Here is a 13048-nt window from a genome sequence, read left to right as displayed (position 1 = left end):
GCTGGCGTCGATCCCAAGGCACGGCGCGATTTCTGGGAGGAAATCCATCGCCTTTCCACCGCCGGGATCACCATCCTGGTGTCCACTCACTACATGGACGAAGCCGAACGCTGCCACCGTCTGGCCTACATCGCTTACGGCAGCCTGTTGGCCACCGGCACCGCCAGCGAGATCGTCGCCAGTTGCCGTCTGAACACTTGGGAAGTCAGCGGCGATGGCATCCACCGCCTGGCCGAAGAGCTGCGCGGGATGGCGGGTGTCGACCAGGTGGCAAGCTTCGGCGCGACGCTGCATGTCAGCGGCCAGGACGGAGCCTGCCTGCAGGCGAGCCTGCAGACGCTCTCGCAGGCCAGCGCGGTGCGCATCGCCGCCGTGACGCCGTCGCTCGAGGACGCTTTCATCCACCTCATGCAGAACGCCCAGGACCCCTTCGCCGGCTGAGCGCATGGAACATTTCTCCCGTTTCTCTTTTTCCCGCTGGGTTGGCATCCTGCTCAAGGAATTCATCCAGTTGAAGCGCGACCGGCTAACCTTCGGGATGATCGTCGGCATCCCGATCATCCAGCTCCTGCTCTTCGGATTTGCGATCAATTCCGACCCGAAACACCTGCCGACCGCCGTGGTCATGGCCGACCCCGGCCCTTTCGCGCGCGCCTACGTTGCCGCCATGGCCAACAGCGACTATTTCCGGATCGTCGGCCAGGTCGACGAGCATCAGGCCAGCGAACTCCTCGAGCGCAGCAAGGTGCAGTTCGTCGTCACCTTCCCGCCCGGTTTCCATCGCGATCTGGTGCGCGGCCGGAGTCCGACGCTGCTGGTCGAAGCCGACGCCACCGATCCGATGGCCACTGGCGGCGCCATCTCGGTGCTCAAGAGTCTCGGCATCGAGGTCTTCGCCCCCGACTTGCCGGGGCTGCAACGCGTGCCGACGCCGCCGGTCGAACTGCGCATCCATCGCCGCTACAACCCCGAGGGGATCACTGCCTACAACGTCGTGCCGGGGCTGCTCGGTGTCATCCTGACCATGACCATGGTCCTGATGACCGGTCTGGCGATGACCCGCGAGCGCGAACGCGGCACCTTCGAGAACCTTCTCGCGACGCCGGCTACCCCCATCGAGGTGATGACCGGCAAGATCGTTCCGTACATCCTGATCGGTCTGGTGCAGGTCACGCTGATCCTGCTCGCGGCGCGCTGGCTCTTCGACGTACCGATGCACGGCAGCTTGCTGCTGCTCTACGCAGTGGTGCTGCTGTTCATCTGCGCCAACCTGACGCTCGGCATCACTTTCAGCTCGATTGCCCGCAACCAGTTGCAGGCCATGCAGATGACCTTCTTTTTCTTTCTGCCGTCGATGCTGCTCTCCGGCTTCATGTTTCCCTTCCGCGGCATGCCGGAATGGGCGCAGGTGATCGGCAACCTTCTGCCGCTGACGCATTTCCTGCTCCTGGTGCGCGGCATCTTGCTCAAGGGCAACGGCGTCGACATGCTCTGGGAGCAGGTCTGGCCGATCCTCGCCTTCATCGTGGTGGTCCTCGGCGTCGGTCTGAAAACCTTTCGCCGAACGCTGGACTAACGGTCATGACTTTTCCAGGCACCTCCGATCATGAAAGTCATGACCGTTGCCCTCTCCTCCAACCTCCGCCAATGGGGGGAGATCACTGATTTCAATCCCTGGATTCAACGCGACACTCGATCAGCAGACGGAGACGCTGGATTACACGCCCTACTTGACCCATAATGAATCCACTGCGGGCCGTCGCCCGGCCGAATGGAGGAGGCCATGACGCTCCAGGATGATCGATGCTTGGTTTGATCACGATCACGCGACTTACACATTGACCCACCACCCGCCACACCCACTTTCGCCCAGCAGGAGCCGCCATGAGGTCTATCCCGTCCCCTTTCATCTCCACAGATCGGGTTTACAGGTGCGTACTCGCCGGTCTGGCCAGCGCCGTGCTGCTGCTGACCGCTGCCTGCGAGAAGCAAAAGGCAGCACCGCCAGCGGCGCCGGTCGTCGAACTCGTCACCGTTTCGCAGAGGGACGTACCGATCCACATGGAATGGATCGGCTCGCTGGACGGCAACGTCAATGCCGTCATCCGTCCGCAGGTCACCGGCTACCTGATCAGGCAGAACTACCGCGAAGGAGATCTGGTGAAGCAGGGCCAGCCCCTTTTCGAGATCGACCCGCGCACGTTCGAGGCCGCTGTCGAAGAGGCGAAAGGACTGCGTGCCCAGCAGGCGGCGCGTTATGAAACGACCCGCGCCAACCTCGCCCGCATCAAGCCCCTGGCGGCGATGAACGCCGTCAGCCAGAAGGATCTCGACGACGCCACCGGCGCCGATCTCTCGGCCAAGGCGTCGCTTGAAGCCGCCGAGGCGTCGCTCAAGACGGCCAAACTCAACCTCGGTTTCACCCGCATCACTTCGCCGGTCACCGGCATCGCCGGCATCGCCAAGGCCCAGATCGGCGATCTCCTCAGCCCGAGCATGCAGACCGAACTGACGACGGTGTCGACCGTCGATCCGATCAAGGTTTACTTCAACATCAGCGAACGCGAATACCTCAAAGTCGCGGCGGCCGCCGCTGCCGCCGGCAAAAAGACGGAGCATGTCCCCTTGCAACTGATCCTGGTGGACGGGTCGATCTACCCGCATCAGGGCAAGGTTGCAGTACTCAACCGGCAGGTCGATCCGACGACGGGAACCTTCAAGGTCGCAGCCCTGTTTGCCAATCCGGACAACCTGCTGCGTCCTGGCCAGTACGGCAAGATCCGCGCCACGATGTCGGTTGAGAAGGGCGCGCTGCTGGTGCCCCAGCGAGCCGTCACCGAAATGCAGGGCAAGTACCTGGTGGCGGTCGTCGGCGCCGACCACAAGGCCGATGTCCGGCCGGTGACGGTCGGTGAACGGATTGCTTCGGAGTGGATCATCAGCAAGGGCCTGCAGCCAGGCGACCAGATCATCGCCGAAGGCACCCAGAAAGTCAGGCCGGGAATGACCGTGAATCCCAAGCCCTTTGTCCCGGCAGCGCCAGCGGCCGCAGCAGACCCGGCCAGGCCGGCCGAGAAACCGGCGGCCCCTGCGCCAGCCGCCAAGGATTGAGCGACCATGTCCAAGTTCTTCATCAACCGGCCGATCGTCGCCATGGTCATTTCGATCCTGATGACCATCGTCGGCCTGGTCGCCATGGCGGGCCTGCCGATCGCGCAGTTTCCGAACATCGTGCCGCCGGAGATCAAGGTCAACAGCACCTACACCGGCGCCGACGCGCTGACCGTCGAACAGGCAGTCGCCACCCCGATCGAGCAGCAGATGTCGGGCGTCGACAACATGAACTACATGTTTTCGATCAACGCCAACAACGGTCAGTCGACGCTCACCGTGAACTTCGACATCGCGACGGACGCCAACACCGACCAATTGCTGGCGCAGATGCGCCAGGGGCAGGCTGAGTCACAACTGCCATCGGACGTCCGCAACTACGGCGTGACGGTGCAGAAGTCGACCTCTTCGCCACTGATCATGTTCGCCCTGTACTCGCCCAACGGCACCTACGACAACATTTTTCTGGCCAATTACGCGTACATCAACATCAACGACCAGATGACGCGGGTCAAGGGAATCGCCAGCGTGACCATCTTCGGCGCCGGCCAGTACGCGATGCGCCTGTGGGTGCGGCCTGATGTCCTGGCCAAGCTGAACATCACGATTCCGGAGATCGTCAACGCGATCAACGCCCAGAATACGGTCAATCCGGCGGGAACGATCGGCGCCGAGCCGGTACCGGCAGGGCAGGAGTTTACCTACGCGGTACGGGCGCAGGGGCGGCTACAGAGCGAGGAGGAGTTCGCCAATGTCGTCCTGCGTGCCAACGTCGACGGATCGATCGTCCGCGTCGGTGATGTCGCCCGCATCGAACTGGGCGCCCAGACCTACAACATGCAGGGGCGGCTCAACGGCAAGCCTGCCGCCCTGGTGGCGCTCTATCAGATGCCGGGTGCCAATGCCCTCGATGCGGCCGGTGGCGCCAAGAAGTTGATGGCAAAGATCAAGGAGGGTTTTCCGCCCGACCTCGACTACGTCGTCGCACTCGATACCACCTTGTCGGTCACCGAAGGCATCAAGGAGATCCAGCACACGCTGCTTGAAGCGCTGGTGCTGGTGATGATCGTCGTCTTCGTCTTTCTGCAGGGCTGGCGCGCGACGCTGATCCCGCTGCTCGCCGTGCCGGTGTCGCTGGTCGGCACCTTCATGCTCTTCCCGATGTTCGGCTTCTCGATCAACACCCTCTCGCTATTCGGCCTGGTGCTGGCGATCGGTCTGGTGGTGGACGACGCCATCGTCGTCGTCGAGGCGGTCGAGCACCACATCGAGCATGGACTGTCGGCCAAGGACGCAACGCTCAAGGCAATGGACGAAGTCACCGGGCCGGTGATCGCCATCGCTATCATCCTCGCCGCGGTTTTCGTGCCCACGGCCTTCATTCCCGGCATCACCGGCCAGCTCTACCAGCAGTTCGCGGTGACCATCGCCATTTCGGTGATCATCTCGGCGTTCAACGCACTGACCTTGAGCCCCGCCCTCTGCGCGCTGCTGCTCAGGCCAAAAGTCAAGGGCCATGGTCCGTTGCAGAAATTCTATGACTGGTTCAACGGTGTCTTCGGAAGACTCACCGGCGGTTACGTGGGAACCTGCCGGATCGCGATCCGCAAGAGCGCGATCAGTCTGCTGTTTCTGGTCGGCATGGCCGCTGCCGCCGGTTTCTTCGGGAAGGTGGTTCCCGCCGGTTTCCTTCCGGATGAAGACCAGGGCTACGTGTATGCCGGGGTACAGCTCCCCGATGGGGCTTCCTTGCAGCGCACCGCAGAAATCGCCCGCCAGGCAGAAGAGCTGATCATGAAGGTGCCGGGGGTCAAATACACGACCACGGTGATCGGCTACAGCATGCTGAGCCAGGTACAGAATACCTACAGCGCATTCTTCTTCGTGACCCTGGAAGACTGGGCCGAGCGCAAGAAGCCGGAGGAGCAGTACGCCGCGATCAAGGCCGAACTGACCAGACACCTTGGCGGCATCAGCGGTGCCATCGGTTTCGCGTTTCCGCCACCGGCGATCCCGGGCGTCGGTGTTTCAGGGGGGGCGACCTTCATTCTCGAGGACCGTGCCGGCAAGGACATCGCCTTCCTCGCCGAGAATACCGGCAAGTTCATCGAGGCCGCGCGAAAGCGCCCGGAATTGGCCGGCGTCACGACCACCTTCCGGCCGACCGTGCCGCAATTGTTCATTGACGTCGATCGTGACAAGGTGCTCAAGCAGGGGGTCAACATCAGCGACGTGTACAAGACCCTGCAGAGCTTCCTCGGCAGCGGCTTCATCAATTACTTCAACCGCTTTGGACGCCAGTGGCAGGTCTACGTCCAGGCCGAGGGCGAATACCGCACCAACATCGAGAATATCGGCCAGTTCTACGTGCGCAACAAGGATGGCCAGCCGGTGCCGCTGTCGGCGCTGATCTCGATCCGCAACATCGCCGGCCCGGAATTCACGATGCGCTACAATCTCTATCGGAGCGCCCAGATCAATGCTTCGGCCGCACCCGGCTACAGTTCGGCGCAGGTGATGCGCGCGCTCGAGGAAGTCTTCGCCGAAACCATGCCGGGTGAAATGGGCTACGACTACCTCGGCATGTCGTACCAGGAGCAGAGGGCACAGCAGGGGGTATCGCCGATGGTCATCTTCGGCTTCTCGCTGCTCTGCGTCTTCCTGATCCTGGCGGCACAGTACGAGAGCTGGTCACTACCGTTCTCGGTGCTGCTGGGTACCCCGATCGCCGTCGCCGGCGCTTTCGCGGCATTGCTGCTGCGCGGGCAGGAAAACAACGTCTATGCGCAGATCGGTCTGGTGATGCTGATCGGCCTGGCGGCCAAGAATGCGATCCTGATCGTCGAGTTTGCCAAGATGGAATACGAGAAGGGCGAGCTGTCGCTTGCCGAAGCCACCTTGAAGGGCGCACAACTGCGCCTGCGGCCGATCCTGATGACTTCCTTCGCCTTCATTCTCGGCTGTGTGCCATTGGCGATTGCCAGTGGCGCCGGCGCCATTTCGCGTCAGGTGATGGGCAGCACGGTCATTGGCGGCATGCTGGCGGCGACCGGCCTCGCCATCTTCATCATCCCGGTCACCTTCTACGTCGTCGAGAAACTCGGCCACAAGGGGGAAACCGAGGTCTCTCACACCGAGAGTGGAGAAGCCACTGCCCCGCACACGGCCGCAGACCAGCCAGACAGTATCGGGAAGGAGGGGAAGGGCCATGCGTAAGCCCATCGTGATTGCCCTGCTGGCGCTGTCTGCCAGTGGCTGCATGGTCGGACCCGATTACCTGCGCCCAGCCGTAGACACCCCCACCGCCTGGCGTCTGAGCGATCAGACGGCTCTCGATCTGGCCAATACCGCCTGGTGGGAACAGTTCGGCGACCCGGTGCTCAATGATCTGGTCGGCACGGCCCTGCGTGAAAACAAGGATCTGCTGATCGCCAGCGCGCGCATCGACGAGTTCGCCGGCCGCTACGGCGTCGTTCGTGCGCCGCTGTTCCCGCAGCTCGGCGCCGGCTACGAAGCCAGTCGGCAGAGGAGTTCGATCTCGGCCCTGGACACCGGCAGCAGCACCTACAACAGCTACCAGGCGGTATTCACCGCCAGTTGGGAAATCGACATCTGGGGCCGTATCCGCCGCCAGAGCGAAGCCGCGCGGGCACAGCTCCTGGCCAGCGAGGACGGACGGCGCGCCGTCATCCTCTCGCTGGTCGGCAGCGTTGCCAGCGCCTACGTCAACCTGCGCGACCTCGATCGCCAGCTGGAAATCGCCAAAGCGACGGCCAGGAGTCGTTTCGATTCGTACGAGATCTTCAAGCAGCGCTACGCCGGAGGCGTCATCTCGCTGCTCGAACTGAGCCAGAACCAGTCCCAGTACGAGGAAGCCGTGGCCACCATCCCGGTCATCGAAAAGTCGATCGCCCAGCAGGAAAATGGCCTCTGTGTGCTGCTCGGCCGCAACCCTGGGCCGATCACCCGCGGCAGAAACATCGATCAACTGAGCGTGCCGGCGATTCCGGCCGGTCTGCCATCGGACCTGCTTGAGCGCCGCCCCGACCTGCAGCAGGCCGAACAGAACCTGATTGCCGCCAATGCCCTGATTGGCGCCGCCAAAGCGGTTTATTTTCCGACGATCTCGCTGACCGGCCTGTTCGGTTATGCCAGCAGCAGCCTTGGCAAGCTGTTCGACAGCGAGTCGAAGGTCTGGCAGTACGCCGCGCCGATCAGCCTGCCGATCTTCACCGCCGGAGCCATTGCCGGTCAGGTGCAGGTCGCGGAAGCGCAACAGCAGCAGGCACTGTTCGCGTATCAGAAAGCCATTCAGCAAGCGTTTCGCGAGGTCAATGACGCGCTCGTCGATCAGGACCGGACCGGTGTGCAGTTACAGGCGCAAAAACGCCAGGTAGGCGCGCTGCAAGAATATGCGGGAACGGCCCGGCTGCGCTACGAGAATGGCTACACCAGTTACATCGAAGTCCTCGACGCTGAACGCAGCCTGTTCAACGCCCAGCTCCAATACACACAGACGCAGCAGGCCCGCTTGCAGGCCATGATCAACCTCTACAAGGCCATGGGCGGCGGCTGGGTGGTCGAGGCGGACAGGACGGCCAGCGCAGTGAAATGAGTCGCTGACGCGACTTCCACATGAAAGGAATGTGAAATGGGCAAAAAAGGCAAGTCGGCAAAGAAAAGCAGGAGCGAGCGGGTCGTCAATCCGGACATGCCGTCCGGGACAGTGGCGGAAGAGACGCCCGCAACGAGCGAGACCCCGGAAAAACCGGTGAAGAGGATGTCCAACAGGACTTACCTCAAGGAACTCGAAAAACTCGAGGCCGAACTGGTTCATCTCCAGTCGTGGGTGGTCCAGCAGGGACTCAAGGTGGTGATCCTCTTCGAAGGCCGTGACGGCGCCGGCAAGGGCGGTACGATCAAGGCCATCACCGGCCGCGTCAGCCCGCGTGTTTTCCGGGTCGTCGCCCTGCCCGCTCCGACCGAGCGCGAGAAGAGCCAGTTGTACGCCCAGCGCTACCTGCCGCACCTGCCGGCAGCCGGCGAAGTGGTGATCTTCGACCGCAGTTGGTACAACCGCGCCGGCGTCGAGCGCGTGATGGGCTTTGCCAGCGAAGAGCAGGTGCAGGGTTTCCTCAAGATGGCGCCACTGTTCGAGAAAGTGATGGTCGGTGGATTGAACGACATCATCCTGCTCAAGTACTGGCTCGAAGTCGACATGGACGAGCAGACGCGCCGCCTCGAAGCGCGCATCACCGACCCGCGCAAGCAATGGAAGCTCTCGCCCATGGACCTCAAGTCCTACAGCCGCTGGTACGACTACTCGCGTGCCCGTGACGACATGTTCAGGGCGACCGATACCGAGTGGGCACCGTGGTTCGTTGCACGCTCCAACGACAAGAAGCGTGTTCGCCTGAACATCATCCAGCACATCCTGAGCAGCATTCCCTACGAAGTGGTCAAGCAGCCGAAGATCACCCTCCCCAAACGGCAAAAACCGGGCGATTACCAGGAAGTCAAGCTGCCGCTCAAGTATGTCCCGGAGGTTTACTGACTTGACCCCCCAAATACTCAGTCGAGACAAAGGACTCGCATGACCCCCTCACTTCCCCGTCATAACGGCATTCTCCTGCATCCCACCTCGCTGCCCGGACCGCATGGCTCGGGCGACCTCGGGCCAGCGGCGTATCATTTCGTCGACTGGCTGGTGGGTGCCGGCCAGTCGGTGTGGCAGGTGCTGCCACTCGGCAGTGTCGGGCCAGGCAACTCGCCGTACATCAGCCCTTCAGCTTTTGCCGGCAATGAACTGCTGATCGATCTGTGCCAGTTGCGCGACGCCGGCTGGATCACCGAGGCCGATCTCAAGTCGGTCCCCGATTTTCCTGCAGGGCGGGTCGATTACGACGCAGTACGGCGCTTCCGGATTGCCCACCTGCGACGCGCCGCCAAACACTTCTTCAGCCACCAGAGCGTTGGTCAGCGCCTGGCTTTCGAAGGCTTCTGCAATACTGCGCGCGGCTGGCTTGACGACTACGCGCTGTTCATGGCGCTCGACATCACCCACGGCGGTGATGGCCGGATGTGGCAGGATTGGCCTGCGCCGCTGGCTAAACGCCAGCCGACAGCGCTCTGTGAAGCCCGCTCCCAGCTCGCCGAAGAAATCGACTTCTGGAAGTTCTGCCAGTGGCGCTTTTTCGATCAATGGTCGGCACTCAAGCGCTATGCCAATGCTCGTCACATCGAACTCGTCGGCGACCTGCCGATCTTCGTTGCCGCGCACAGCGCCGATGTGTGGGCGAATCGACAGCTATTCGACCTCGACAAGAAGGGACATCCACGCGTGGTGGCCGGCGTGCCCCCGGATTACTTCAGCGCCACCGGGCAGCGCTGGGGCAACCCGCTGTACCGCTGGTCGGCACACGCGGCTGAAGATTATCACTGGTGGGTCGAGCGGATGCGGCAAACGATGAAGCTCTGCGATGTCGTGCGTATCGACCATTTTCGCGGTTTCGAGTCATACTGGGAAATTCCCGCCGCGGCCAGGACAGCCGTCAACGGAACCTGGCGACCCGGCCCGGGTGAAGCCGTGTTCAACGCCATTCGCCGCGAGCTGGGCGACGCGCAAGGTCGGCTGCGGATCATCGCCGAGGATCTCGGCATCATCACCCCCGCAGTCAATGCCCTGCGCCTGGCCATCGGTCTGCCCGGCATGCGCATCCTGCAGTTTGCCTTCGACGGCGACGCCAAAAATCCCTATCTGCCGCACAACTACGAAGCCAACACGGTGGTCTATACCGGCACCCATGACAACGATACCAGCCGCGGCTGGTGGGAGTCGCTCAGCCACCCCGAGCAGGACTATGTGCGTTCCTACCTGGGTGCCGGCGACGAGAATGGTGAAGGAAACGGCGAAGCAATACACTGGCGACTGATCCGCCTCGCCTGTTCCTCGGTGGCCTCGCTGTGCGTCATTCCCATGCAGGACGTGCTCGGCCTCGATTCGAAACACCGCATGAACGCGCCGGGCCTCGGCGAGGGCTCCTGGGAATGGCGCTTCAACTGGCAGCAGGTCGATGCCTCGCACGCCAGGCGCCTTGCGGAACTGACACGTCTGTATGGACGAAAGCCGGGTTGAGCGCACTCCTCCCCCTCGCGGGAGAAGAGTCTTTCAGCAAGCGCAGCACCCAGCCTTGGCCGGCTCCCTCCCCCTTACTCGAGGGCAACACCGCGGACCCGACGACGGTGGCCAGCCAGCTCACGATCCTGAAGGAGCAACTCGGGATTGCCGAGGTGGTGCTAAAGGAAGATCCGTCGGGACGGTGGGTCACCCAGTCAATCGCAAGTGGGTGCAACCCCTGATGCGACTGAGGGAACTGGCCGGCATGGCACCGGGCCCGAACACCCGCCGGGCGCACCCCGAGCACCCGGTTTATCCTGCCTGCTGCATGGCGTGGCGGTGGTCAGACCCAACCAGATCTGGAGCACGGACATCACCTACCTTCGGCTGACACGTGGCTTTGCCTACCTGGTCGCGGTGATCGACTGGTACAGCCGCAAGGTTCTCAGCTGGCGGATCAGCAACAGCATGGAGGCGGTCTTCTGTGTGGAATGACTGGAAGAGGCTCTGCGCACCCACGGCAAACCGGAGATCTTCAATAGCGATCAAGGCACCCAGTTCCAGCACTGCCTTCACCGACGTATTGAAACCGGAAGGGGGGGTCATCAGCCGGGATGGGCGGGGCCGGGTGTTCGACAACATCTTTGTCGAGCGACTGTGGCGCACTGTCAAGCACGAGGACGTGTATTGGAAGGGCTACGCCACCCTGGGCGAATTGACGGTCGGCCTGGCCGAGTACTTCGCCTTCTACCACGGTGAGCGGCCGCACCAGTCGCTCGGTGACCAGACGCTCGACGTCGTCTATCGCACCGCGACCGGTGGCGGAGCCATGATCCTCGACAAATTTGGCGGTGCGGGTGGGGAACCGCCTGTGGAGCGTAGCGGAACAGGCGGTTCCCCACCCGCAGAGGCAAGATCAACACCCGAATCAACCGCAACAGCCGAACGAACCCACAGCAAAACCGGGGGCAGCACCGTCCCGCTGCTAGTGAAGTCGAATGCACAGCTTAAACCCAATTGATTTTTGTCTTGACTCAGGGGACCACTTTATTGTTGCTGCGCCAGTCAGGCGGGCATGAGATCTAGAAATTCGGAAAAGGCTGGTCAGCCTATGCGACAGCGTCGCATGCAGACGCCTGACGTAAGCCTATGTTCATGATTCATCACTGAATGGTTTGGGAGAAACAGGTACCATTCTTCACGTAAAGGATAGACGGGGGGCGCCGAAGCACAAGTTGGGCGCTTGTTTTTTGCTGCCCGCCTGCAGGGAACGATGACAAACCAAGAACAAGACCAGTACCAGGCCAACGATGCGGAAGCGCTCGTCAGCGAAATTTTCTCTGGTGGGATAACCGTCGCCGATGCTATCGAGCGTTTGAGGATGCGCCTGCTGGACTTATCTGCGCGCAACCGCCTGCTCAACTATCGACATCCAAAGGGACGATGTATCCAGGTCGCCGACGAACCGAACCTCAATCTCGTGTTCAATCGTCTGTATGTGTACGGTACGGGTGTCCTCTTCAAACCCGTACCTGAACCTCCCTCAGCAACCTACCGCGGCAAGCCTCCCGAAGCCAAGCTGTACGCTGCCGACATCGGTATTTCAACGTCTTTCGAGTTTCCCCAAAACAACGAAGGCGCGCAGGGGCACAGGCTGCACGGTATCCAAACCCTGCTTTATCCAGCGGAACTTGAGCGCCAGTTGCGCAAGATTGCCGGCGAGGCCAAGACGGCCGTCGAGGAAACTGGCACCAACATGCTGTTTCTCATCTTCGGTTTTCTCGAATTCTACGACAGCGACGACTCTGAACGTTCCATGCTCGCACCCTTACTGGCCCTGCCCGTCGTTTTGAACCGGGGTGAAATCGACAAAGAGACTCGCACATATCAGTACAGCGTTGCCCATAGCGGCGAGGACCTGGCCGAAAACCAAACCTTGCGCGAAAAACTTCGCCGCGACCTTGTGCTCAGCCTTCCGGAGTTCGGTGACGAGGACTCTCCGGAACCCTATTTCGCGCGTATTGAAAAGGCGGTGAAAAACAAACGTCGATGGCGGGTGCGCCGGCAGCTTACGCTTGGCATGCTCTCCTTCGGAAAACTGGCCATATGGGCCGACCTCGACACCAAGAAGAACCCCGGCCTACTGGAGCACGACTTGATCAAGTCCGTATTCTCCGGAGTATCCGGAGGCGATGGAGGGGGGCTCCATGCAGAGGATTACCGCATCGACGAGCGGCCAGAGGCTGTTCAACCACTGATTTTCGACGCCGACTCGTCGCAGCACAGCGCAATCATCGACGTCCTCTCTGGTAAGAACCTCGTCATCAATGGGCCTCCGGGTACCGGCAAATCCCAGACCATCACGAATATCATTGCGGCTGTTCTCTCCAAGGGAAAGAAGGTTCTGTTTGTTTCGGAGAAGCTGGCCGCCCTAGAGGTGGTGCGCCACAGGCTAAACAAGGCGGGTCTCGGGCATTTCTGCCTAGAACTCCATTCCCACAAGACGCAGAAAAAGAAGTTTCTAGAAGACATCCAGGCCCGGATCGAGGGGCAGTTTCCTGCCCCTGGGCAGTTTCAGGCGAGGCTCGACACGCTGCAGCGGCAGAAAAGAGAACTCGCCCGGTACGCCGAACTCATGGGCAGCCGGGTCGGCAACAATCTCGGGTTGAACGTCAACGAGATCTTCTGGGCGGCCGAACGTAAGCGTGCAGCCGATCCACCTGTAAAACCGCCGAGAGGTGGAGCAACCTCCAGGTTTTCGACAGGAGGACGAGATGGACAAGGCAGGAGAACTGGAAGCGCACTGGCGAGGGCATGTTG

7 protein-coding genes and 2 pseudogenes are annotated in these 13048 nt (G+C 61.7%); all 9 read left to right on the top strand.

What is annotated here, in order from left to right:
• A pseudogene (locus V5B39_RS19285) lies at positions 1–441 on the top strand (ABC transporter ATP-binding protein); the annotation flags it as partial.
• A gap of 4 nt (positions 442–445) precedes the next feature.
• A complete protein-coding gene (locus V5B39_RS19280) occupies positions 446–1576 on the top strand; it encodes an ABC transporter permease (protein WP_332344479.1) in 1131 nt (376 codons plus the stop codon).
• Between the two features lie 308 nt (positions 1577–1884).
• A complete protein-coding gene (locus tag V5B39_RS19275; protein WP_332344478.1) occupies positions 1885–3111 on the top strand; it encodes an efflux RND transporter periplasmic adaptor subunit in 1227 nt (408 codons plus the stop codon).
• Between the two features lie 6 nt (positions 3112–3117).
• Positions 3118–6327 carry an efflux RND transporter permease subunit gene (locus V5B39_RS19270; RefSeq protein WP_332344477.1) on the top strand — a complete coding sequence of 1070 codons (3210 nt, stop codon included), beginning with the start codon at positions 3118–3120 and terminating at the stop codon, positions 6325–6327.
• Positions 6320–7726 carry an efflux transporter outer membrane subunit gene (locus V5B39_RS19265; RefSeq protein ID WP_332344476.1) on the top strand — a complete coding sequence of 469 codons (1407 nt, stop codon included), beginning with the start codon at positions 6320–6322 and terminating at the stop codon, positions 7724–7726. Before V5B39_RS19270 ends, V5B39_RS19265 begins: the two co-directional genes overlap by 8 nt.
• 96 nt (positions 7727–7822) lie before the next feature.
• Complete coding sequence (gene ppk2 / locus V5B39_RS19260; RefSeq protein ID WP_332344480.1) at positions 7823–8665, top strand: polyphosphate kinase 2; 843 nt, start codon at positions 7823–7825, stop codon at positions 8663–8665.
• Between the two features lie 39 nt (positions 8666–8704).
• A complete protein-coding gene (malQ, locus tag V5B39_RS19255) occupies positions 8705–10246 on the top strand; it encodes a 4-alpha-glucanotransferase (protein WP_332344475.1) in 1542 nt (513 codons plus the stop codon).
• Positions 10247–10433: 187 nt separating this feature from the next.
• A pseudogene (locus tag V5B39_RS19250) lies at positions 10434–11093 on the top strand (IS3 family transposase); the annotation flags it as partial.
• A gap of 378 nt (positions 11094–11471) precedes the next feature.
• Positions 11472–13048, top strand: a 1577-nt coding sequence (locus V5B39_RS19245; RefSeq protein ID WP_332344474.1) for a DUF4011 domain-containing protein, incomplete at its 3' end; no start/stop codon positions are given.

Origin of the sequence: Accumulibacter sp. (assembly GCF_036625275.1) — a bacterium.
Taxonomy (GTDB): Bacteria; Pseudomonadota; Gammaproteobacteria; order Burkholderiales; family Rhodocyclaceae; genus Accumulibacter.
Note: the sequence above shows the minus strand (reverse complement) of the source record. Positions and strands in the feature narration are given on the sequence as shown.

Bases quoted from the DNA above. Each gene is read 5' to 3' on its own strand.
- V5B39_RS19280 (WP_332344479.1), top strand. From the start codon at position 446: ATGGAACATTTCTCCCGTTTCTCTTTTTCCCGCTGGGTTGGCATCCTG.
- V5B39_RS19275 (WP_332344478.1), top strand. From the start codon at position 1,885: ATGAGGTCTATCCCGTCCCCTTTCATCTCCACAGATCGGGTTTACAGG.
- V5B39_RS19270 (WP_332344477.1), top strand. From the start codon at position 3,118: ATGTCCAAGTTCTTCATCAACCGGCCGATCGTCGCCATGGTCATTTCG.
- V5B39_RS19265 (WP_332344476.1), top strand. From the start codon at position 6,320: ATGCGTAAGCCCATCGTGATTGCCCTGCTGGCGCTGTCTGCCAGTGGC.
- ppk2 (WP_332344480.1), top strand. From the start codon at position 7,823: ATGCCGTCCGGGACAGTGGCGGAAGAGACGCCCGCAACGAGCGAGACC.
- malQ (WP_332344475.1), top strand. From the start codon at position 8,705: ATGACCCCCTCACTTCCCCGTCATAACGGCATTCTCCTGCATCCCACC.